Origin of the sequence: Halosimplex amylolyticum (genome assembly GCF_051414035.1) — an archaeon.
In the GTDB taxonomy this organism is placed as follows: Archaea; Halobacteriota; Halobacteria; order Halobacteriales; family Haloarculaceae; genus Halosimplex; species Halosimplex amylolyticum.
This window is the reverse complement of the sequence record NZ_JBLKNW010000005.1, coordinates 237,102-257,706: the sequence shown is the minus strand read 5'-3', so window position 1 is coordinate 257,706 and position 20,605 is coordinate 237,102. Positions and strand designations below refer to the sequence as shown.

The window sequence follows — 20,605 nt, the reverse complement described above, 5'->3', positions numbered from 1 at the left end:
GCGCCATCGTCACGCCCAGGCGTCCCGCAGGCCCTCGACGACGTCGGCGTCGACCGCCAACACCGACGAGTGCCGGGGTTTCGCGGGGAAGTCGACCTCGTCGCCGAACGTCTCCCACGTCTCGAAGTCCTCGCTGCGCGAGGCGCCGTAGCGGTCCTCCAGGAAGTAGTCGTAGAAGAGCCACCACTCCCCCTCGTTGCGAAAGAGCGTCGGGCCCTCCACGGGGGAGGGAGTCACGAGTTCCGAGAGGTCGTCGAAGGGCCCCTCGCCGTCCGCCGCAGTCGCCGTCCTGATCGCCTTGTAGTCGGTGTCCAGTTCGTTCACGCCGCGTTCGTCCTTGAGCGCCATGTGGTAGGTCCCGTCGTGATGAGCGACGGTTGCGTCTATCACCTCGAACCCCGGGTCGACGAACCGCTCGGCCGGTCCGACCGTCTCGAAGTCCGTCGTTGCAGACCAGATCCGGTTGTCGTACTCCTCCCCCGAGTCGGTCTCGACAGTCGAGGACCAGACCAGGCGGTACTCGCCGGTCTCGCGGTCGTAATAACACTCCGGCGCCCAGGCGTTTTTCGCGCCGTCGACGTCGGTCACGACCGGGAACGCCTCCTGGTCACTCCACTCCACGAGGTCCGGCGACGTCGCGTGGACGATGTACTGGCTCTCCCACCCGTCCGTCGAGAGCAAGTGGAAGGTCCCATCCCGGTCCTCGAAGAGAAACGGGTCCCGGAGGGTCTCCGTCCGGACCGACCCCTGCAGCACGGGGTCGCCGCCGTTCAGCGTCTCCCATCCGTAGCCATCCGTACTCACCGCGAGGTGCATCGCCTCCGCGCCGGTGCGGAAAAACGACAGCACGAACGCGCGGTCGGTCCCAGTGAGCGACGCACACCCGGCGAGCGCGACGCCAGTCGCCGCACCGCTCGTCGACAGTCCGGTACGGAGAAACGCCCGTCTCGTCGTCGGTCGCCCGTGCATGCCCACGCGTCGAGACCGTGAGAAAATAAACATACCGCCCCGCGTACGGTCAGCGGTCGGCGTCGAGGACGGCAGCGTCGCGCCCCTTCGCGGCCAGACGGACGGCGGCGATGGCGCTAGCGGAAGAAGCACTCTATCGGAACTCCCCGGTATTGTGTCCTCGGGCGAGTCCCGCGTGGTCGATTCCGAGAGACGAGTCACACTCAGTGACAGCTCTCGCAGACCACCGAGCGCACGTGGCCGGTTGCAGAGCAGGGGTAGTTTCGGAGTCGGAGTGACCCCCGTCTGAGCAGACAGCGCAAATAGAGCGACAAACCACGGCACTGGGGCTGGCGCGCTCGACTGACAGCAGTACGTGGCTCCGGACCAAGAGTCTCGTTCCCCCGACGCGTTCTGCTATACGCGAACGCACGACGGCGGACACCCGAGTCAGGTGACCTGTTCGATCCAGACTCGACGAGACAGAATCGAACGACAGGACGACCCCTCTCGGCTATGATTCGACAGGGAAGGGAGTCCGCCCTCCCCGATTTGAACCGGTGCCAGACGTTCCGGGCGTGCGGCGCACGGGGTGCGCCGTTCCGGGCCTGCGACTCTCGTGTTCAAATCGGGTCCTGTGTGAATACACACGCGCCGCTCGCGAGTGAGCGGCGCGAAAAGTATCCGCCCTCCCCGATTTGAACCGGTGCCAGACGTTCCTGCTCGGCTCGCGTTCGCTCGCCTGCGCGGGGCTGCGACTGGCGTGTTCAAATCGGTTCGTGTGTGAACAGAATAGCTGCCGCTGGCTCCCTTCGGTCGCAGGCGGCAGCAATGTCAGTCCGCCCTCCCCGATTTGAACGGGGGACAAGTCGATCTACAGTCGACTGCTCTACCAGTCTGAGCTAAGGGCGGACGCACATGCAGGTAGCCGCTGTACCGGACTTAACCGTTTTGACTTCCGGCCGGAGTGAGAGTGTGAACCAGTCCCACGACGCCCGCCGGACGGCAGACGGGCGTCAGACAGGCGGGAAGATTGAAATACCCGGAGGACAACGACTATGACGAGCCGAATGAGCAAGATCACCTTCCGCGCGGACGACGATCTCATCGAGCAACTCGAGGAGTTCGACGCCTCGAAGAGCGAGATCATGCGGGAGGCCCTGCGGGAGTACCTCGACGAGGCGTCCGACGCCCAGCCCAGCGCGGCGGCGTCGGACCCGACCGCGGACGCGACCGAAGCGTCCGACTCCATCGACGACCTCATCGCCGAGCGCGTCGACGCCATCGTCGGCGACCGGCTGGACGAAGCGTTTACACCGTCCAGCCCGCAGGACATCAACGTAAACATCGCCCTCGACGGCGAACACGCCGCATCGGCCGAGGCGTCGGACGCGTCCGTCGGCTCGACGACAGACGCGTCTAACACCGAACGAGCGCGTAAGACGGGCGGCGAGACGGACGAAAACGCCCTCGAAAACGACGACCGGCCCTGCACGCAGTGCGGCGAAACCATCTCCGATGGGCACGTTTACTGCCCGAATTGCGGAGAGAAGGCTTCTCACCGGGTATTCTGCGACTGCGGGGACGAACTCCGGTCGGACTGGGCCTTCTGCCCGGGCTGCGGTCGACGGACGCCGGCTGCCGACGTGCTCGACCAGACGTGATACGCCGTAAACGCCACCCAGAGGGCGTGAAACGTCGTAAACGCGCGAGTGTATGACGTTCGCCGCAACCTTTATAATGCCACACCCAGATGTAATGCTTGCGTAAGACGGTCGTCTTACACGGGCCGGAGCGCGGACGTGTGACCCGCGCCTTCGGGCGGTTACGTCGAATAGGACGGCGATGCCGCCGTGTAAGACGAACGGACGAACGCGTCCGCGAACGCCGTCTTACCCAAGGGGAACGATCAAAAACATGGAGCGTGTGACACTACGGATTCCGAAGCAGCAGATCGAAGAGGTCGAGCGAATGGTCGAAACGGGGGAGTACCCCAACCGGAGCGAGGCGATCCGGGCGGCCGTCCGCGAGAAACTAAATGAGCAGGACGGGGGCAAAGAGCGCCCGTCGGAGAAGCGAAAGCGCCGTAGCTGGCAGCAGAGGGCCTGATCGATGCAGGACATCGTCAAGGAAGCCCTCGAGCGAGACGAGCAGGAGCAACAGCAGATGGACGAGGCCGAGGGCGACGGATTCGGAGACCCGCGGATCGTCATCGTCGGCTGTGGTGGCGCCGGCAACAACACCGTCAACCGCCTGTACAACATCGGCGTCGACGGTGCCGACACGGTCGCCATCAACACCGACAAACAGCACCTGCAGATGATCGAGGCGGACACGAAGATCCTCGTCGGCAAGTCGCTGACGTCCGGCCTCGGCGCCGGCGGCGACCCCGAGATGGGCAAGCGCGCCACCGAGATGGCGCAGGGCACCATCGAGGAGGTCCTGGGCGACGCCGACCTGGTCTTCGTGACCGCCGGCATGGGTGGCGGGACCGGTACCGGTGCCGCCCCCGTCGTTTCGAACATCGCCAAAGACCAGGGCGCGATCGTGGTCGGCATGGTCTCGACGCCGTTCAACGTCGAGCGCGCCCGCACGGTGAAGGCCGAGGAAGGCCTGGAGAACCTCCGCAGTGAGGCCGACTCCATCATCGTGCTGGACAACAACCGCCTGCTGGACTACGTCCCCAACCTGCCCATCGGCAAGGCGTTCTCCGTGATGGACCAGATCATCGCCGAGACCGTCAAGGGCATCTCGGAGACGATCACCCAGCCCTCGCTGATCAACCTGGACTACGCCGACATGACCGCCATCATGAACCAGGGCGGCGTCGCGGTGATGCTCGTCGGCGAGACCCAGGACAAGAACAAGACGGAGGAGGTCGTCAAGGACGCGATGAATCACCCGCTGCTCGACGTGGACTACCGCGGTGCGACCGGCGGCCTGGTCCACATCACCGGCGGTCCCGACCTCGCGCTGAAGGAGGCCGAGGGCATCGCCCAGAACATCACCGAGCGCCTCGACGCGAGCGCGAACGTCATCTGGGGCGCGCGCATCGAAGAGGAGTACAAGGGCAAGGTGCGGGTCATGGCCATCATGACCGGCGTCAAGTCCGCGCAGGTGCTCGGCCCGACGACCCAGAAGCAGGCCGACAAGTCGCGGCAGGCGCTCGACGACGTGGACGACACGTCCTTCGACGCCAGCCAGAACATCGACACGGACTTCGGCAACGAGGCCGGCGGCCGCGGCAGTGCGGGCGGCAGCGCTGGCGGCGACCCCGGCTACGGCCACACGGACGGCGGCCGAGACAGCCTCGAGAAGAACAACGGGCTGGACGTCATCCGCCCGGATTAACGGCTCCCGGGTCGACCGACCCCCCTCTGGAGACCCCTCCACTGTTTCCAGGGACCGTTCGACCCACTCTCTTCCGTTTTCGCCCGCCGAGTGACGACGCCGTCCGACGCGTCGGACGGCCTCGGCCCCACCACTGGTCCGTCGGACGCCGTCTGACTCGACTCGCTCGCCGCTCGACGCGCTGTCTGACTCGTCGGACTGTCTGATTCGTCGGAGCGCCTGACTCGTCGGACTGTCTGACTCGTCTCACGGATACGCCGAAGAGTCGCGACTCGACGGGAGAACAGTCGCCGCGGCGCCGGTCAGGCCGCTTCGAGCGCGTCCAGCAGGTCGCACTTCCGGCAGACCTCGCGCCCGGTCGGCGCCCCGCAGACCCCGCACTCGCCGTAGTCGGCCGGCTCGGCCGCGCCGAACGCGCTCGCGGCGAGCGCGGCCAGCTTCTCGTACCCCGCCATGATCGAGTGGCGCGTTCCCGGGTGGTTCTCTTCCATCCCGAGCAGCAGTTCCTGGACCTCGCCGCGGTAGGCCTCCTCGGCGTGAGGACACTCCGTGATGTGGGCGGGCAGGTCCTGCAGGTGCGCGTAGAGCGCGACTTCCTTCTCGGGCACGTCCCGGAGCGGTTTCGCTCGCGGGACGTGGTGGTCCTGTGGCTGGCGCGGCCGCTCGGTCGGATCGACCGGGTCCTCGACCGGGTTCCCGTCCCGGTCTTCCTCCGGGAACGGCCCGAGCGAGGCGTCGTAGTGGTTGGCCATCTGCTGGACGTCGCCCTCGAAGACGTTCATGAGGGCGGTCTGGGCCTCGTCGTCGAGGTTGTGTCCGGTGAAGAGCTTGGCCGCGCCCAGTTTCTCGGCGTAGCGTTCGAGGGCGTCGCGGCGGAAGACGCCGCAGTAGGCGCAGGCGGCCATCCCCTCGGGATCTTCCTCGACCACGTCGTCCATCCGAACGCCGAACTCCTCGGCGTAGGACACCACCTCGTGGCGGACGTCGAGGTCGGCCGTGAGCTGTTCGCACGCGTCGAGGGACTCGTCGCGGTATCCCTCGATGCCCTCGTGGATCGAGAGCGCGACGAGTTCGATCCGGGGGTCCTCCGCGAAGGTGTCGTGGAGCACCTGCGTGAGGACGACCGAGTCCTTCCCGCCGGAGAGGCCGATCACCCACGTCTCCGGGTCCTCCGGCGTGGCCGAGCGCGGAATGAGGTTGTCCTCGCGGACGCGCCGACGGACCCGGGTCTCCACTGTCCGACAGAAGTGCTCCGCACAGAGGTGGAGTCCCGAGTAGGCGGCGTGCATGACCGCCTCGTCGCCGCACTTGTCGCAGTCCATCGGGCGAACGTACCGGAGCGAGCGGCGTCAGGGTTTCGTTCCCGCCCGGGCGAGTTACTCCGCGTCGACCACGGCGGGCGGTTCGCAGGGGACGGTCACGGTCACCGTCGTGCCGTCGTCGACGTCGACGCGCACGTCGCCGTCGGCCCAGTGGACGAGCCAGTTGACCAGCCACAGGCCGAGGCCGGCGCCGTGCTGGGTCGGCGTCTCGACGAACCGCTCGGTCAGGACGCGGCGCTCGACGGCCGGCATGCCCGGCCCGTCGTCGGCGATCGTGAACCGCGCCGTCCCCTCGGCGACCGTCGCCGCGATCCGCACGCTCGGCTCGTCTGCGTGGTTGTGGACGATCGCGTTGCGCGCGAGCTCGTCGAGGACGACCAGCAGCACGTCTCCGTTGGGCAGCATGGTCGGAGCGTCCGATTGATCGGTTTCCACGGTCGCGCTCGGGAACTCCTCGACGAGCGTCGCCGCGACCTCGTCGACGACCGCGTCGACCGAGCGGCGCACCGTCTCCTCGGGCCGCGCGCCGAGGGACCCCTCGATGGCCCGCGCGTGGTCGGCGAGGTCGAGCAGCGACTCGCCGCGCCGGCGGATGCGGTCGGCCTCGATCGCCGTCGTCTCCTCGTCGGTTCGCTCGGCGATGCGGTCGGCGTTCCCGACGACGACCGTCATCGCGTTCCGGAGGTTGTGCCGGAGTACGCGGTTCAGGACGATCACCTCCGTCCGTCGCTGGGCGAGCGTCTCGCTCAGCTCGTTGAACTGCGCTTCCAGTTCGGTCCACTCGGCCGCACCAGTGAGCGCGACGGTCGACCCGTAGTTGCCGTCGACGAGCGACCCGACGCCGCGGTGCAGGCGCTCGATGTTCCCGACGAACTCGCGGTAGAGCCACGCGCCGAAGACGGCGATCGAGAGGAGGACCAGCCCGAACGCCCCCGCCTGGACCAGCGTCACCCTCCACAGTTGCGACTCGAAGGCCGCCTGCGTCGTCGTCGCCGAGACAGTCCAGCCCGTTCCGGTGACCGTCTCGTTGGCGCTGATCACGTCCGCGTCGCCGCTGCCGATCGGTCCCACCGCGTACACCGTCGACCCGTTGGCGACGATGCGGATCCCCTGGTTCGGCCCGGAGTTCGCCCGGACGATATCGGCCAGGTCGCCCGCCTCGAGGTGGAAGGCTGCGTTGAACGCCGCGACCACTTCGCCGTCCTCGTACAGCGGCGTACTCACCGTGACGATGAAGTTGCCCGTCTCGGCCCGCACCGGGTCGCTCACGTACGTCTCGCCTTCCATCGCGCGCTGGAAGTACGTCCGCCCGCCGAACTGGCCGCCGACGATGCTGTCTCGCTCGGCGTTCGACAGTCCCTGGGAGTGCAACGCCATCATCGTCCCGTTGGCCGCGATGACGGAGGCCCCGCTGAACCCGGTCGCCCTGACGAAGGAGGTGAGCCGCGCCTGCTGTGAGATCGATCCGTGGTCGACCAGCGCGGGCGCCTCGACCCACAGCTGAACCTGCCGCTTTTTCTCCTCGAGCACGGTGTCGAGCTGCGTCGCGACCGACTCGGCCGACTGCGACAGCTGGTCGTGCTCGTGCGCGGCGACCGCGTCGCGGTAGAGAACGAACCCGGCCAGGGTCGTCGCTGAGAGGACCAGCGCCAGCACTGCGAGCGCGACCGCGAACCTGGTCCGGAGTCGCATCGCCTATGCTTGACCGACCGTCTCCTTAAACCTCCGTTCCCGCGACGCCTTCGCCGGCGATCCGTCGAGAAACCGTTTTCCCCCTCCGAGGGGTACACTCCTCCGATGACCGACCTCTCTCGCGACGAGGCCGTCGCCCGCGTCGAGGACCTCGTCGCCACCGTCGAGGACGACCGCATGCCCGTCCCCGTCCGCGAGATCTGGGTCTTCGGCGACGTGACGCTCGGCCTCGACCCCGTCGAACGCCTCGACGTCTACCTCACCAAGGACATCCTGCTCGGCGACGACGACGACACTGACCCCGACGACCTCGCCCTCGACGTCGAGGGCATCGGCGAGACCGTCCGCGCCGACTGGGCCGCGGAGTACCCGGAACACGTCCGGACCAACGCGAGCGGCTACGCCGCACCCGAGAAGTGCCTGGCCGCCCACCTCGTCGACGACGACGAACCGGTGCACCTGGAGGTGTGCAACGCCAGCTTCGACGACAACGTCACCCAGCGCCTGGAGGGCGCGCTCGCGCGCGAGAACTACGAGAACATCCTCGACCCCCGCGGCGCCTGTCTGTGGGTCGACGGTCGGCGCAGCGAGGACGCCTTCCAGAAACTCCGGGACGGGGAGTTCGTCTTGCCGACCCTCTCGGGCGCGCTGGAGATGCTCGGCGCCGAGCCGGACGTCGCCGTGGAAGCGGCCGACGCCGTCAGACGGTACCGCGCCGAACAGGAGGGCGCGACTGTCCGCGGTGACGTGGTCTGATCGGAACCCGCCCGACCCGGTAGCGGTCGATCCAGAACCGCGTTCTGGCCGCGATCAGAAACCGGATCTTTTTGCCGAGTTTTACGAGTTGATCTGTTTCTGTGGTGTATAGGCGGTGAATAACAACGTAGTATCCCAGTAACTCGCAAGTAGACCGAACGTATGAGTCAGGCAACTCGACGCATGGACGAGACCGATCCGGGGTTCGTGACGACGGAGATCACCGACGACCAACCGATCAGCCAGGTCGTCGTCGAAACAGTGGCGACGGTCGAAGGGGTCGAACCGACCGAGCTCTCGACGCAACTGTACGACAGCGTCGACCCGGAGGCGCTCGACACCCTGTACGACACAGCAAACGACCGTGACGAGTCGCTGCGCGTCTCGTTCGCCTTCCACGGGTACGAGGTCTCGATCGTCGACGGGGAGCGGATCACCGTCCGTCCCTCCGTGACCGACGACCGCTCGTCCTGAGATCCGTCACCGGAGACTCGGACATCGCCAATTCTCGGGGAAATCGACCGGGTAGCCCGGGGCTCGTCCGCGGTCGCTAGCCGGAATACTCTGGGCCACTTCGCTCACGGTACAGCAGGGACGCGCGTCAGTCGAAAATACGGCCGTCGAAGCGCGCCCTCGCGGGTCACTTCGTTCCCCGCTCGCGGTTCCCGTCGGTCACCGCTCGCAATTCCGAGGCGCTCCAGTCAGTCGCGCCTCGCTCCGCTCGCGGTTCCCGTCGGTCACCGCTCGCAATTCCGAGGCGCTCCAGTCAGTCGCGCCTCGCTCCGCTCGGACCTCCCTACTCCTCGAACCGGAACGTCCCGTCGCGCTGGACGACCTCGCCGTCGACTTCGATGCGAGAGTCCTCGCTCATGTCGACGATCATGTCCATGTGCATCGCGGAGTCGTTGCCCTCGCGGTCGTCGCGGTCGTCCGGAACGTTCTCGTCGATGGTCCGGCCCAGCGCCATGTGAACGGTGTCGCCCATCTTCTCGTCGAACAGCATGTTGTAGGTGAACCGGTCGATGTCGCGGTTCATCCCGATGCCCAGTTCGCCCAGTCGCTTCGCGCCGGGGTCGGTGTCGAGGACGGCGGCGAGCACGTCCTCGTTCTTCGCGGCCTCGAACTCGACGACCTCGCCGCCCTCGAAGACGAGTCGCACGTCCTCGACCTCGCGGCCCTGGGTTATCAGCGGCATGTCGAACAGGACCTCGCCCTCGACGCTGTCGGGGACGGGCGCGGTGAACACCTCGCCGCCGGGGAGGTTCTTCTCGGCGTAGTCGTTGACTGGAACCATCCCCTCGACGGACATCGTCACGTCCGTGGTATCGCCGGAGACGATCCGGACCTCCTCGGCACCGTCGAGGATCTCGACCATGTTGTCCTGAAATTCCCGCTGGGCGTCCCAGTCTTTGGTGACGGCGTCGAAGACGAAGTCCTCGTAGGCCTCCGTGCTCATCTCGGCGTCCTGGGCGTTGCCCGGCGCGGGGTACTGCGTGCCGACCCAGCGCTTTTCCATGTATGCGTCCTGAAACGGCTTCATGATCTGCGCGTATGCGGCGTTTTTCTCCGGCGGGATGTCGCTGGTCTCGTGGGTGTTGCTCGACGCGCGGACTGCGATGGCGGCGTCGATCTCCTCGACCATCGCCATGAGCGCGTCCGCCGGGGCCTCGTAGTCCTCCGGGTCCATCGCTCGCATGAACGCCCGCCGAGAGCGGCTGGTGCCGCCGAGCGTGACGCTGTGGGCGCCGCGCTCGCCGATGCGCTCTTCCAGCGCGACGACCAGGTCCTCGGCCTCGGGCGGTGCCGAGATCAGTACCTCGTCCCCGGCTTCGATCCCGACCGAGTGGTCGACGATGACGTCCGCGTGGTCCTCGACTCGTGGGTCCATATCGACGAGACCGCCGGCAGCCAATTAACGGTTTGCCGAACGACCGTTCTGCAATCTCGCTGATGGTTCGTGCGTGGCAGACCGGTCGGGTATCAAAGCCCCCGATGTCGAGGGCGACTGCCAATCCGTCGCGAGCGCCAACTCCGGGACGATGGACATCGCAGACGACGTCGCCGAGGAGATCGGCGACACACCGCTCGTGTGGCTGGACTCGTTCGCCGACAACCTCGCGGGCAAGGTCGAGTCGTTCAACCCCGCGAGTTCGGTGAAAGACCGCATCGGCGCCGCGATGCTCGACCGCGCCGAACGCATGGGCCACCTCGACGACGACCCCGTGATCGTCGAGGCAACCAGCGGCAACACCGGCATCGGCCTCGCCACGGCCTGCGCCGCCCGCGGCTACGACCTCGTGCTCACCATGCCCGAGTCGATGAGCGAGGAGCGCCGCGCGCTCCTCTCCGCCCTCGGCGCCGAACTCGTCCTCACCCCCGCCGACGGTGGCATGGACGGCGCCATCCAGGCCGCCGACGCGATCGCCGAGGAGCGCGACGGCGTCGTCGCCAGGCAGTTCGAGAACATCGCCAACCCCGAGGCCCACCGCGGGTCGACCGGCCCCGAGATCTGGGACGACACCGACGGCGAGGTCGACGTCTTCGTCGCCGGCGTCGGGACTGGCGGGACGATCACCGGCGTCTCCGAGTACTTCGAGGAGGAGCAGGGCGCCGACGTGGACTCGGTCGCCGTCGAACCCGCCGAGTCGCCGGTCCTCTCGGGCGGGGACGCGGGCTCGCACTCGATCCAGGGCATCGGCGCCGGGTTCATCCCCGAGATCCTCCGGACCGAACTCGTCGACGAAGTCCGCGCCGTCGAGCACGAGGAGGCCGTCCAGACGACCCGGAAACTCGCCCGCGAGGAAGGCATCCTGACCGGCGTCTCCGCCGGCGCTGCGCTCGCCGCCGCGGCCGACGTCGCCCGCGAGCGCCCCGACGACCTCGTGGTCGTCGTGCTCCCCGACACCGGCGAGCGCTACCTCTCGACCGACCTGTTCGAACCCGCAAACCTCAGCTACTGGGAGTCGGACGAGGCCGCGCCCGCCGACGACTAAAATCGAAACCCCGGGGATCTTCTCTTCGGCGCGCGCTGTCGCGCGTGCCGAGCGATAGCGAGGCCGCGAGTCGAAGCCGTGCGAGGGGCGAGTAGCGCAGGGAGCGAAGCGACCGAGCAACGCAGTCGGTTGGGGAGGCGTGAGGCGCGGTGCTGTGCCGTGTGGTTCTGCTGTCCCTGGCGGACTGAAAGGGCGAGGCGCGCTCGCAGGCGGAGCCCGTGGTCGCCTGAGCGGCCCCTATCCGAACGGAGTGAGGATATGCCGGTCAGCGACCGCGAGTGCGAGGTCGACCGAAGGGAGACCTCGAATGCGAACGGGGTCCTGTCGAACGAAGTGAGACAGGGCTCGGGAGACGAGCGGAGCGAGTCGCCCGGTGAGCGCAGCGACCCGTGAGCGAGCGCGCCGAGGGCTTTCATCGCGTGTTATCGCTCGCGTTCCGAGTCACTCGACCCGGGTCAAGAATCCCGATACAGCACGCTCACTCGAACAAACCTACACCCGACCGACGGTCACGAAGAACGGCACCGTCTCCTTGCGAACGTACGACCCGGCGCCCATCTGCGAGACCACGTCGCGGCCCATCGCGCGCCACGCCGAGCGCAGTTCGTCGTACTCCCCGGCGGTGGTTTCACCGGAGAGGATGGTCTCGCGGTCGTCGGCCAGTCCCTCGCCGGTGACCTTCCGGCGGGCGGCCTCGACGGCCGCCTCCGAGTAGGGCGGCGAGACGACGCGTTCGTGGTCGTACCGCCGGGTCGACACCACGTCCAGCCCGGCATCCTCGAACACCTCGCGCGCCCTCGAACCCATGGTCACCTCCGTCGCGACGCCGTCGAGGAAGCGCTCGCGCGCCCGGCGGGCCAGCGGCGGTTCGGCGTCGACCGTCGAGTCGACCGTCACGGCGCCGTTGTCCGGCTCCACCGCGGCGACGAGATCCGACGACGCTCTGGCGAACTCCCGGACCGCCTCGACGGGGTCGGGGAGGTTGATGAGCAGCGCCTGGCAGACGACCAGATCGAAGGCGTCCGCGGCGAACGGCAAGCGCGTGGCCGCGGCGCGCACGACCGGCGCGAACTCGGCAGCGACCGAGAGCAGTTCGGGGTCGACGTCGGCGCCGACGACCTCCCCGCCGGACTCCTCGGCGAGGACGCGGGTCAGCTCGCCGGTCCCGCAACCGACGTCGAGGACGCGCTCGCGGCTGTCGAGGTCGAGGTCGGCGAGCGCCTCGCGGGAGTCGCCCCACATCCCCTCGCGGGTGGTCTCCAGGTAGTCGGCGCTGAACTGTCGCACTGGGGCGTTGGTGGGTCCGCCGGCGGCAAATGCCCGTCGGTCTGGGCGAGCGCCGGGCGAGGTCCGAACCAAGCGACGGGACGCTCGCCGGTCGTCGTCGGGACGAGACCAGCACCGCGACCCGCGGATCACCCCGAACCGAATGTCGGTCGACGGTGGTCACGAAAGCGAGAACTCGACGGGTCGGTTCCCGGAGCGGCTCCGCTCCCGGCCGCGAATGCCGATACGAGTAAGGATAAGTAGTGGCTGCCCGCCGTGGCGTCCGTAGATCGATAGCGACCCACAATGACAGGATCAGCACACGAGCCGGAGCCAGGACGCCGCGAGAGTTACAGCATGAACCCCGACTGGCGCGTCGGGGTCGGGGAGTTCGAAGACGCGCAGTCGACCGACTTCGACGACGAGGGCTGGGAGCGGGTGAGCCTGCCCCACGCCTGGAACGAGGACGAGGCGTTCCGCGAGGACATCTACGGACTGTCCACGGGCGTGGCGTGGTACCGCAAGTCGTTCACGCTTCCCGAGGACGCCGCCGACGAGAAGGTGTTCGTCGAGTTCGAGGGCGTCCGCCAGGCCGCCGAGGTGTACTGCAACGGCGAGTTCGTCGGCCGTCACGAGAACGGCGTCATGGCGTTCGGCTTCGACCTCACGGAGCTGGCCGAACCCGCGCCCGCCGAGAACGTCCTCGCGGTCCGGGTCGACAACGACTGGGACTACGAAGAGGAGGCGACCGGCGAGCGCTACCAGTGGGCCGACCACAACTTCAACGCGAACTACGGCGGCATCACGAAGAACGTCACACTGCACGTCACCGACCGGCTCTACCAGACGTTGCCGCTGTACTCCTGGCTCGGGACGACCGGCGTCTACGTCTACGCCGACGACATCGACGTCGACGCCGGCACGGCCACCGTCACCGCAGAGTCGGAAATTCGAAACGAGCATTCCGGCGAACGGACCGTCGGGTACGACGTCGAGATCCGCGATCCCGACGGCGAGACCGTCGCGGAGTTCGACGGCGGCGAGCGGTCGATCGCGCCCGGCGCCACCCGCACGCTGCGCGCGTCCGCGGAGGTCGAGGACCTGCAGTTCTGGAGCTGGGGCTACGGCTACCTCTACGACGTGGTCACCCGCCTGACGGTCGACGGGGAGGTCGTGGACTCGGTGACCACCGAGACGGGATTCCGCAAGACGGCCTTCGAGGACGGGGAAGTCGAACTCAACGACCGCACCATTCACCTCAAGGGGTACGCCCAGCGGACGACCAACGAGTGGCCGGCCGTCGGCCGGAGCGTCCCCGCCTGGCTCAGCGACTTCAGCAACGGGCTGATGGTCGAGAGCAACGCGAACACCGTGCGCTGGATGCACGTCACCCCCTGGAAGCAGGACGTCGAATCCTGCGACCGGATGGGGCTCGTCCAGCTCCTGCCGGCGGGCGACGCCGAGAGCGACGTCGACGGGCGCCAGTGGGAACAACGAGTGGAGCTCATGCGCGACGCGATCGTCTACAACCGCAACAACCCCAGCGTCCTCTTCTACGAGGGCGGGAACGAGGTCATCAGCGAGGAGCACATGGAAGAACTCGTTCGGTTGCGCGACCGGTTCGACCCCCACGGCGGCCGGGCGATGGGCTGTCGCGAGATGCTCGACAGCGACGTGGCCGAGTGGGGCGGCGAGATGCTCTACGTCAACAAGAGCGCGGACAAACCGATGTTGGCGACGGAGTACAACCGCAGCGAGGGGCTGCGCCGGTACTGGGACGCCGAGTCCCCGCCGTACCACGAGGACGGCAGCGGCGAAGGCGAGGGCGAGCGGTACAACCGGAACCAGGACACCTTCGCCGCCGAGGACGTCAGGCGGTGGTACGAGTACTGGCGCGAGCGACCGGGGACCGGCGAGCGCGTCAACGCCGGGGCGCTGAACATCGTCTTCAGCGACACCAACACGCACTACCGAGGAGAGGAGAACTACCGGCGCAGCGGCGAAGTCGACCCGATGCGGGTCCCCAAGGACGCCTTCTACGCGCACCGGGCGATCTGGGACGGCTGGGTCGACGTCGAGGACGCCCACGCCGCCATCATGGGCCACTGGAACTACGAGCCCGAGACGGTCAGGGACGTCACGGTCGTCTCCAGCGCGCAGGAGGTCGAACTCTACCGAAACGGAGAGTCGCTCGGCCACGGGACGCAGTCGGACCGGTTCCTGTTCACCTTCGAGGGCGTCGAGTGGGAGCCGGGCCGACTCCGGGCGGTCGGCTACGACGACGCCGGCGAGCAGGTCTGCGAGGACGTCGCGGAGACCGTCGGCGACCCGGTCGCCGTCGAACTGACGCCGAGGACTTCGCCGACCGGCTGGCGCGCTGACGGCCACGACCTCGCGCTGGTCGACGTGGAGGTCGTCGACGAGGAGGGGCGGCGGAATCCGGTCGCCTTCGACGAGATCGAGTTCGAACTCGACGGGCCCGCGGAGTGGCGCGGCGGGATCGCGAAGGGGCCCGACAACTATATTCTCTCCAAAGAGCTGCCTGTCGAACTCGGCGTCAACCGCGTGCTGATCCGTTCCACCCGGGAAGCCGGAACCGTGACGCTGACGGCGCGCAGCGACGGGCTGGAATCGGCGACGGTCGAACTGGAGACGGAACCGATCGAGACGACGGGCGGATTGACCCCCCACCTGCCCGGCGATGGATTGCCGGCGAATCTCGACCGCGGTCCGACGCCCGAGGGGCCGGCGTACGAGTCCGACGGTCGGTCCCTGGAGGTGGGAGACGTCACCGCGGGGTCGAACGCCGACGACGCCGACGAGGCGATCGACGACGACGAGTCGAGTTCGTGGGAGAGTGCCGGCGACCGGGACGACGCGTGGATCCGGTTCGACCTGGACGAGCCGACGACCGTGAGCGAGGTGCGGCTCAAGGTCGGCGGCCACCGCACGACCGGGTACCCGATCCGGGTCGCCGTCGACGGCCGGGAAGTCTGGAACGGCGACGTCGGGCACACGCTCGCCTACGACAGGATCTCGTTCGACCCGGTCGACGGCCAGAGCGTGACGATCGCACTCGCCGGCGTGACCCAGGTAGAGGACCAGTTCGGCGAGATCGTCGAGATCACCGGCGACCGCCACCAGTCCGACCGGGAGGGCGGCCGCGACCACCTCGAACTCCTCGAAGTGGAGCTCTACGGGCCCGAGTCCTGACCTCCGAGGGCCGGCAGTAACCGGTCCGGCGAGGACCCAGCCAGCGGAACGCGGCACGTGAGCAGACATATGTAGGCCGCAGGAAAAGAGGGGACAACATCGATGCCAGCGGACGAGCCGGAGTTCGACACCGGGGTGGCGCTGTACGAGCGGGTGCGCGAGCGCCTGGGGTGGTACCCGACCGCCGACGTGGACGTGCTGGTCGTGGGAGGCGGGATCCAGGGACTGCTACTGCTGAACGAACTCTCCGACCGCGGGTACGCGACTGCGCTCGTCTCGAACGCACCGCTCGGCTCCGGGCAGTCGTTCGACTGGCCGGGCACGCTCTCGAAGGGGTACCTCGACCCCGACCCCGAGCAGCGCCGGACCGTCGCCGAGCGGTGGCTCCCCTTCGCCGAGGGCGAGCACGTCCCCGTCGCGGGCGGCGAGTGGTACGTCTGCTCGACCGACCACCCCTACCGGTACCTCCCGCCCCAGTGGGACGAGGGCGGTTACGAGTACGACGAACGCGGGATCGACGGCCTGCCCGAGATCTACCGCGACGGGACGATCTTCGCGAAGGGCAGCGGCGAGCACGTCACCGCCGTCGACGAGTACGCGATCGACCGCGAGGCGCTCGTCCGCGCGCTCGCCGACGGCCACGAAGAGCGCATCGTCGTCGGCGATATCGCCGAGTTCGCGTTCACCGACGGAGCGGGATCGCCCCCCGCGCTCGATGGACTCACCGTCGAAACTCACGAGGACCTGACCGTCGAGTTCGACCCCGACTACGTCGTCGCCGCGACGGGCACCGGCACCCACGGACTCGTCGACTCGCTGGTCGGCGCCGACGGATTCGCGGAGAGCGGTGGCGACCCCGAGCGCGTCCGCGAGTCGATTTCGCCGGTCACCTACCGGAACGTCCTCGTGCTCGCGGTGCGGGGGCCCGCGACCGATCTGCCGGCGGTCAGCGCCTACCTCCCGCACAAAGGGATGTCCGTCGTCGCTCGCCGGCACCGCCACCGCGAGGAGAACTACGTCACCTGGTACGTGACGAACGACACCGCGACCGACGAGGTCGCTCCCGTCGAGGCCACCGACGACGCGACGGGGACGCTCGACCCCGAACAGGTCGAGGTCGGCTACAACAAACTGTTCGAACTCGCGCCCGCGGTCAAGGACCGCGCGGCCGACGGCGCGGACATCGAGTTCTACGCCTACGCCGCGCTCGAACAGCGGATCGACGGCGAGTCGACGCGCCACCTCGCGACGTCGCTCGACGGCCTCGCCAACGTCGGCGTCGCGCTCCCCTCCGGCGCCGCCGGCGTCTGGGTGGCGACCGACGAGACCCTCGATTACGTCTCGAACGCCGTCGATCCCAGCGGTCCCGTCGACGGGGTTCCCACCGGCGGAAATCCGCCGATCGGCAGACTCGCGGACGACCGCCCCGGCGCCCGCTGGCTCGACTGGAAGGCGCTGGGCGTTCGGTACCCGCGCGTGCAGAACCGGCCCGACGCCGTCGAGCGGTGACTCTCGACGCCATCAAACGGTGCCAACTGAGGCCGCGAGACGGGGTGACGGCCCGACCGCGTCGCGGAATCTCTTGACCGATTCCCCGGTCTACCGGCAGGTCGTCCGACCCGTCGAACACCGGTTACAGGCCCCGACGCCCGTGATAACGGTTCTCAACCCAGAGCTAAGCCCCGCCGGTGCGAACGTTCAGACATGGCTACATTCTCGCGGTCCACGGTTCGAAACGGAGCGCTCGGTGCGGTCGTCGGCACGGCGCTCGGCTTCGTCCCGCTCGTCTTGCTCGTCGCCCCGTTCGTCGGCGGCGGCGTCGCCGGCTATCTCGAACGCGACGGGGCGAGACGCGGTGCGATGGCCGGTGCGATCGCCGGTGTATTGATGGCGGCGCTCAGTGCGGTCGTGACCGGGATCGTCGTCTTCGTCCGCTTCGGCGACCTCCCGTTCGCGTCGCTCGACGCCCCGCTCGCGACGCTGGCGGTCGCCGGTGTGCTCTCGCTCGCGGCCGCCGTCGGCCAGACGCTGGTCGCCGCCGTCGGCGGTGGGCTGGGCGGGATCCTCGAAGCCGACCGCGGTCGACGTGGCCGCGCCGCGACGGCCGTCCCGAATGGCGGGTTCGATCGCCCGTGGCTCGTCGTCCTCGGGAGTCTGGTCGCCGGCGTCGTCGTCTTCCTCGCCGTCGCCGTCGTCCTGACGGTCGTCCTCGATCCGCTCGTCTGGCCGTCGCTGCTGGTCAGCCTCCCGATCGGGATCGTCGCCGGTGCCGCCGTGGCCGTCCTCGTCCACCACCTCGCCAGGCAGGGCCGGCGGGGCCGCGTGAACTGGCGGACGGTCGGGCTCGGCGCCGTCGCCGTCCTCGTCGTCTCCGGCCTCGCGGTCGGCGGCCTGGCCCTCCTCGGCCAACAGCGGATCGCCGAGAGCGAAGACAGCACCTACACCTACGAGGTGACCGTCGACGCCGACGAGAGCCTGGAGAGTCCCACGTTCTACGTGCCCGTCCCGACCGAGAACGGCACCTCCGAGGTCGGCGACCAGTTCGTCGCCGACGTGAACTACTACCGCGACGCGCCCACCGGCGGGCCGGGCGGCGCCGAGCCCGAGCCGGTGAACTTCACCTACGAACTGGTCGACACCGAACACGGCCAGCTGCTCGCCATCTCCGCCGACCGGATCGAGGTGACCGAGTCGTACTTCCGCGTCGTGGAGAACGAGACGATGGGCTGGACCGAGCCGGTCTCGCCCGAGGAGTACGACCCGGACGACCCCTCGATGGGCGCGCGCGACGACGGCTCGTTCACCTTCGAGGTCACGCTCGTCGCCGACGAGCGCATCGACACCGCCGACCCGTTCGGCGGCGAACCGCTCCTCTCGCCGCAGTACGACCGGACCGCGGTCGACTGTCCCGACCGGTACTTCGAGACCCAGCGGTGTTACGAGTACGAGAGCCGCGTCTACGCCGAGTACGACACCGCGGAGAACGCCTCCGTCTTCCTCTCGGCCCAGCTCACCGGCCGCAACGAGTGGTTCTCCGGCGGCTGGACCGGCAACGAGTACCGCGAACGGACCAGCGTCGAACTGCTCGGTCCGCAGTCGGGGTGGCACCGCACCCGCGCCGAACTCGAGGTCGGGAGCGGGAACTACCGGCGGTGACCGGGGCTCAGGCCTCGCGTTCCCGAGACGCCTCGTTCCCTGCGGTCACTCGCCGTCTCGCAACTCCCGCACTCGCTCGACGTTCCACGCGTAGCTCTTGCCGTTCTCGGTGGGCGTCTCCAGCACGAGCGGCACGTCGAGCAGGTCCTCGTGGTTCAGGAACGCACGCATCCCGTCCTCGCCGATGAGCCCCTCGCCGATGTGGGCGTGCTCGTCCTTGTTCGTCCCGCACTCGTGTTTCGAGTCGTTGAGGTGGATGCACTCCAGGTGCTCCAGCCCGACGACCTCGTCGAACTCCGCGACGGTCTCCTCGACGCCCTCCGGCGTCGAGAGGTCGTAGCCCGCCGCGAACATGTGGGCCGTGTCGAGGCAGACGTCGAGGTCCTGCGCCGAGCGGTCCAGCACCTCGGCGAGGTGCTCGAAATCGCCGCCGAGTTTCGTGCCCGATCCCGCGTCGGACTCGACGAGGACCGTGACGCCCTCGGGGATCTCCAGTTCGTCCAGCGCGCTCGCGGCGTTGTCGAGGCCTCCCTCGACGCCCGCGCCCGTGTGCGCCCCGAGGTGAACGTTGACGTACTCGACGCCGAGTTTGTCCGCGGCGTCGACTTCCTTCTGCATGGAGTCGACGGACTTCTCGCGCAGGTCGTCTTTCGGCGTGCAGAGGTTCACGAGGTACGAGGAGTGGATGACCCACGGGCCCAGATCGTTCTCGCCGACGAGGTCGCGGAACTCCGCGGCCTCGTCGTCGCCGATGTTCGGATCCTGCCAGACCTGCGGCGAGTGAGTGAAGATCTGCCCGCAGTTGCCGCCGATCTCGATCTGTTCGTCGACGGCGTTCGGGACGCCGCCCGCGATCGATGTGTGTGCGCCGATCCGGATCATGACAGACCGCAGGGAACGGATCGGGAAAGTCGTATCGAAGCGATCCGCGACCGATCAGTAGCTGTCTGGACACCGTCTGTGGAGTGCGGTGGCGCGCGCTGTCGCGCGTTTCATCGCGCGACAGTAGCCGCGCGAGGGATGAGCATCGCAGCGAACGAAGTGAGCGAGAAGCGCAGTCGGTTGGGGAGGCGTGAGGCGCGGTGCTGTGCCGTGCAGTTGTGGTGTCCCTGGTGGACTGAAAGGGCGAGGTCAGGTCGCGTGGTCTGCGCGGGCCCTATCCGAGGAAGCGCCAGCGACCGAGGATATCCCGCACAGACCGCGCGAGCGGGCCGAGGGCTTTCACCGGTCGGTGTCGGCTGTGGTCACAACGCACCGCGAGCAGAATTCACAGATGACGAGTCAGTCGACGATTCAGAAACGGTCACTCACTGCTAGCGAACTCGCGCCAGTGGTGGAGGCCCCAGACGGCGACGCCGGTGCAGATCAGCGCGGCCGCGGCGAAGTAGACGATCAGCTGCGACGCGACCAACTCTCCCGGATTCTGGAGGGCGTACACGACGCCTTCGACGGCGAGGCCGACGAGGACGAACGCGACGACCGACACCGCGGAGACCGAAGTCAGGACGTGAGTGCCCTGGCGCTCGCGGTCGTCGAGGCGGAAGACGGCGGCGACGAAGACGACGGCCATGGCGAGGACGTAATAGGGGAGTCGCGAGCCGACGTCGGGGCGGGCGCCGCTGACGAACGCCAGCAGGCCGACGAACGCGCAGGTCAACAGGACGGTCAGCCCGGCGACGCCGAAGACGGCCCGCGTGCCGGCCACGCGCCGGAGTCGTTCGCCGAACCGGTCGGACAGCGCCATGGTCGGGGATCCGGCGGCGGCGATAAAAGCTTGCTGGCGGACGACCGCTCCCGTCCGACGAACGACCGCTCCTGCCCGACGGACTGCCACTCCCGCGCGATCGACGACCCGGCCCGCTCGCCGGACGGTCGGGCCCAGGCCACGAAGCATTTACGGGCAGAGTA

17 protein-coding genes and 1 tRNA gene are annotated in these 20,605 nt (G+C 68.4%); 10 read left to right on the top strand and 8 right to left on the bottom strand.

Annotated elements, in window-relative coordinates:
* Window positions 1-9 precede the first annotated feature (9 nt).
* A complete protein-coding gene (locus tag ACMGFE_RS19555; RefSeq protein ID WP_436926943.1) occupies window positions 10-969 on the bottom strand; it encodes a glycoside hydrolase family 43 protein in 960 nt (319 codons plus the stop codon).
* Window positions 970-1,786: 817 nt separating this feature from the next.
* Window positions 1,787-1,860, bottom strand: a tRNA-Tyr gene (locus ACMGFE_RS19550).
* Window positions 1,861-2,018: 158 nt separating this feature from the next.
* On the opposite strand from ACMGFE_RS19550, the gene ACMGFE_RS19545 reads away from it, so the two are divergent.
* From ACMGFE_RS19545 to ftsZ, 3 genes are all read left to right on the top strand, one after another.
* Complete coding sequence (locus ACMGFE_RS19545) at window positions 2,019-2,612, top strand: double zinc ribbon domain-containing protein (RefSeq protein WP_436926977.1); 594 nt, start codon at window positions 2,019-2,021, stop codon at window positions 2,610-2,612.
* A 253-nt stretch (window positions 2,613-2,865) separates the two neighbouring features.
* Window positions 2,866-3,057 (top strand): transcriptional regulator CdrS, encoded by a 192-nt coding sequence (gene cdrS, locus ACMGFE_RS19540; RefSeq protein WP_274325293.1) that lies wholly within the window; start codon window positions 2,866-2,868, stop codon window positions 3,055-3,057.
* A gap of 3 nt (window positions 3,058-3,060) precedes the next feature.
* Window positions 3,061-4,299: a cell division protein FtsZ gene (ftsZ, locus tag ACMGFE_RS19535; RefSeq protein ID WP_436926942.1), complete on the top strand. Its 1,239-nt coding sequence runs from the start codon at window positions 3,061-3,063 to the stop codon at window positions 4,297-4,299.
* Window positions 4,300-4,601: 302 nt separating this feature from the next.
* Here the strand turns inward: ftsZ and ncsA are convergent, their stop codons facing one another.
* Both ncsA and ACMGFE_RS19525 read right to left on the bottom strand, forming a co-directional pair.
* The gene (ncsA, locus tag ACMGFE_RS19530; protein ID WP_436926941.1) at window positions 4,602-5,621 is read right to left on the bottom strand and encodes a tRNA 2-thiolation protein NcsA; all 1,020 of its coding nucleotides are present in this window, start codon (window positions 5,619-5,621) and stop codon (window positions 4,602-4,604) included.
* Window positions 5,622-5,675: 54 nt separating this feature from the next.
* On the bottom strand, window positions 5,676-7,313 hold the full coding sequence (locus ACMGFE_RS19525) for a sensor histidine kinase (protein ID WP_436926940.1): 1,638 nt from the start codon (window positions 7,311-7,313) through the stop codon (window positions 5,676-5,678).
* A gap of 105 nt (window positions 7,314-7,418) precedes the next feature.
* Here ACMGFE_RS19525 and ACMGFE_RS19520 point away from each other — a divergent pair, with 105 nt between their 5' ends.
* Both ACMGFE_RS19520 and ACMGFE_RS19515 read left to right on the top strand, forming a co-directional pair.
* On the top strand, window positions 7,419-8,069 hold the full coding sequence (locus tag ACMGFE_RS19520; protein WP_436926939.1) for a DUF7095 family protein: 651 nt from the start codon (window positions 7,419-7,421) through the stop codon (window positions 8,067-8,069).
* Between the two features lie 162 nt (window positions 8,070-8,231).
* Window positions 8,232-8,543, top strand: coding sequence for a HalOD1 output domain-containing protein (locus ACMGFE_RS19515; RefSeq protein ID WP_436926938.1), 312 nt, complete (start codon window positions 8,232-8,234; stop codon window positions 8,541-8,543).
* Window positions 8,544-8,865: 322 nt separating this feature from the next.
* Here the strand turns inward: ACMGFE_RS19515 and ACMGFE_RS19510 are convergent, their stop codons facing one another.
* Window positions 8,866-9,957, bottom strand: coding sequence for an aminopeptidase (locus tag ACMGFE_RS19510; protein WP_436926937.1), 1,092 nt, complete (start codon window positions 9,955-9,957; stop codon window positions 8,866-8,868).
* A gap of 151 nt (window positions 9,958-10,108) precedes the next feature.
* Between ACMGFE_RS19510 and cysK the strand changes: the two genes are divergently transcribed.
* Window positions 10,109-11,062, top strand: a complete 954-nt coding sequence (gene cysK, locus ACMGFE_RS19505; RefSeq protein ID WP_436926976.1) for a cysteine synthase A — start codon at window positions 10,109-10,111, stop codon at window positions 11,060-11,062.
* Between the two features lie 258 nt (window positions 11,063-11,320).
* The gene (locus ACMGFE_RS19500; protein WP_436926936.1) at window positions 11,321-11,455 is read left to right on the top strand and encodes a hypothetical protein; all 135 of its coding nucleotides are present in this window, start codon (window positions 11,321-11,323) and stop codon (window positions 11,453-11,455) included.
* Between the two features lie 99 nt (window positions 11,456-11,554).
* Here ACMGFE_RS19500 and ACMGFE_RS19495 read toward each other — a convergent pair whose 3' ends face one another.
* Window positions 11,555-12,349 carry a class I SAM-dependent methyltransferase gene (locus ACMGFE_RS19495; protein ID WP_436926935.1) on the bottom strand — a complete coding sequence of 265 codons (795 nt, stop codon included), beginning with the start codon at window positions 12,347-12,349 and terminating at the stop codon, window positions 11,555-11,557.
* A 285-nt stretch (window positions 12,350-12,634) separates the two neighbouring features.
* Here ACMGFE_RS19495 and ACMGFE_RS19490 point away from each other — a divergent pair, with 285 nt between their 5' ends.
* The 3 genes from ACMGFE_RS19490 (at window position 12,635) to ACMGFE_RS19480 (ending at window position 18,697) form a co-directional block, all read left to right on the top strand.
* Entirely contained in the window at window positions 12,635-15,541 is a 2,907-nt protein-coding gene (locus tag ACMGFE_RS19490; RefSeq protein WP_436926934.1) for a DUF4982 domain-containing protein, read from the top strand.
* A gap of 102 nt (window positions 15,542-15,643) precedes the next feature.
* Window positions 15,644-17,050 carry an FAD-dependent oxidoreductase gene (locus ACMGFE_RS19485; RefSeq protein WP_436926933.1) on the top strand — a complete coding sequence of 469 codons (1,407 nt, stop codon included), beginning with the start codon at window positions 15,644-15,646 and terminating at the stop codon, window positions 17,048-17,050.
* Window positions 17,051-17,245: 195 nt separating this feature from the next.
* Complete coding sequence (locus tag ACMGFE_RS19480; protein ID WP_436926932.1) at window positions 17,246-18,697, top strand: DUF8147 domain-containing protein; 1,452 nt, start codon at window positions 17,246-17,248, stop codon at window positions 18,695-18,697.
* 45 nt (window positions 18,698-18,742) lie between these two features.
* Here the strand turns inward: ACMGFE_RS19480 and ACMGFE_RS19475 are convergent, their stop codons facing one another.
* Window positions 18,743-19,579, bottom strand: a complete 837-nt coding sequence (locus ACMGFE_RS19475; RefSeq protein WP_436926931.1) for a deoxyribonuclease IV — start codon at window positions 19,577-19,579, stop codon at window positions 18,743-18,745.
* Window positions 19,580-20,000: 421 nt separating this feature from the next.
* Entirely contained in the window at window positions 20,001-20,441 is a 441-nt protein-coding gene (locus tag ACMGFE_RS19470) for a hypothetical protein (protein WP_436926930.1), read from the bottom strand.
* Window positions 20,442-20,605: the final 164 nt, after the last annotated feature.

What these genes read in the sequence shown, in the direction of transcription:
- ACMGFE_RS19555 (WP_436926943.1), bottom strand. Translation starts at nt 969, where the DNA reads ATGCACGGGCGACCGACGACGAGACGGGCGTTTCTCCGTACCGGACTG.
- ACMGFE_RS19545 (WP_436926977.1), top strand. Translation starts at nt 2,019, where the DNA reads ATGAGCAAGATCACCTTCCGCGCGGACGACGATCTCATCGAGCAACTC.
- cdrS (WP_274325293.1), top strand. Translation starts at nt 2,866, where the DNA reads ATGGAGCGTGTGACACTACGGATTCCGAAGCAGCAGATCGAAGAGGTC.
- ftsZ (WP_436926942.1), top strand. Translation starts at nt 3,061, where the DNA reads ATGCAGGACATCGTCAAGGAAGCCCTCGAGCGAGACGAGCAGGAGCAA.
- ncsA (WP_436926941.1), bottom strand. Translation starts at nt 5,621, where the DNA reads ATGGACTGCGACAAGTGCGGCGACGAGGCGGTCATGCACGCCGCCTAC.
- ACMGFE_RS19525 (WP_436926940.1), bottom strand. Translation starts at nt 7,313, where the DNA reads ATGCGACTCCGGACCAGGTTCGCGGTCGCGCTCGCAGTGCTGGCGCTG.
- ACMGFE_RS19520 (WP_436926939.1), top strand. Translation starts at nt 7,419, where the DNA reads ATGACCGACCTCTCTCGCGACGAGGCCGTCGCCCGCGTCGAGGACCTC.
- ACMGFE_RS19515 (WP_436926938.1), top strand. Translation starts at nt 8,232, where the DNA reads ATGAGTCAGGCAACTCGACGCATGGACGAGACCGATCCGGGGTTCGTG.
- ACMGFE_RS19510 (WP_436926937.1), bottom strand. Translation starts at nt 9,957, where the DNA reads ATGGACCCACGAGTCGAGGACCACGCGGACGTCATCGTCGACCACTCG.
- cysK (WP_436926976.1), top strand. Translation starts at nt 10,109, where the DNA reads ATGGACATCGCAGACGACGTCGCCGAGGAGATCGGCGACACACCGCTC.
- ACMGFE_RS19500 (WP_436926936.1), top strand. Translation starts at nt 11,321, where the DNA reads ATGCCGGTCAGCGACCGCGAGTGCGAGGTCGACCGAAGGGAGACCTCG.
- ACMGFE_RS19490 (WP_436926934.1), top strand. Translation starts at nt 12,635, where the DNA reads ATGACAGGATCAGCACACGAGCCGGAGCCAGGACGCCGCGAGAGTTAC.
- ACMGFE_RS19485 (WP_436926933.1), top strand. Translation starts at nt 15,644, where the DNA reads ATGCCAGCGGACGAGCCGGAGTTCGACACCGGGGTGGCGCTGTACGAG.
- ACMGFE_RS19480 (WP_436926932.1), top strand. Translation starts at nt 17,246, where the DNA reads ATGGCTACATTCTCGCGGTCCACGGTTCGAAACGGAGCGCTCGGTGCG.
- ACMGFE_RS19475 (WP_436926931.1), bottom strand. Translation starts at nt 19,579, where the DNA reads ATGATCCGGATCGGCGCACACACATCGATCGCGGGCGGCGTCCCGAAC.
- ACMGFE_RS19470 (WP_436926930.1), bottom strand. Translation starts at nt 20,441, where the DNA reads ATGGCGCTGTCCGACCGGTTCGGCGAACGACTCCGGCGCGTGGCCGGC.